Raw genomic sequence first — 664 nt, 5'->3', positions numbered from 1 at the left:
CAGGCGCGCGTCCAGCACGTACACCCGGGTGTTGGCGATCGGGCCGCCGATCGGCGCCGGTACCTCCCCGGCGCCGAGCGGGCGGCTGATAGTCGCGCAGACCGTGGTCTCGGTGGGGCCGTAGGCGTTGGCCATGGTCCGGCCGGCGGACCACCGGGCGACCACCTCGGCGGAGGGCGCCTCACCGGCCACCACCAGCGACGTCACGCCGGTCAGGGCGCCCTCCGGCAGGACGGCGAGCGCCGCCGGGGGCAGGGTCACGTGAGTGACGCCGGTCTCGGCGATCGTGGCGCTGAGCTGCGGGCCGACGGCGAGCCGCCCCGCGGAGGGCACCACGAGCGCCGCGCCGGACAGCAGCGCCGGGCACATGTCCGCGACGGCCGCGTCGAAGCTGGGCGAGGCGAACTGCAGGACCCGGCTGTGCGGGCCGATCCCGTACCGGCCGGCCTTGGCCGCGGCCAGGCTCGCGATGCCGCGATGGCTGACGGCCACCCCCTTGGGGCGGCCGGTGGAGCCGGAGGTGTAGATGACGTAGGCGATGTTGTCCGTGGAGAGGGACCGGACCACCTCGGTGTCGGTTTCGTCTCTCAGTTGCGCCGCCACGTCGGCGGAATCCAGCGACACCGCGGGCACGTCGAGGTCGGGCAGCTCGCGTGCGGTGGCC

The 664-nt window shown here is 75.3% G+C and carries 1 protein-coding gene; it reads right to left on the bottom strand.

Annotated elements, in window-relative coordinates; translation table 11 throughout:
- On the bottom strand, positions 1-664 hold a 664-nt coding region (locus IEY99_RS33810), incomplete at both ends, for an AMP-binding protein (RefSeq protein WP_189208198.1).

The sequence above is a fragment of the Couchioplanes azureus genome, from assembly GCF_014648355.1.
GTDB lineage: Bacteria > Actinomycetota > Actinomycetes > Mycobacteriales > Micromonosporaceae > Actinoplanes > Actinoplanes azureus.
This window is presented reverse-complemented; position numbering and strand designations above follow the sequence as displayed.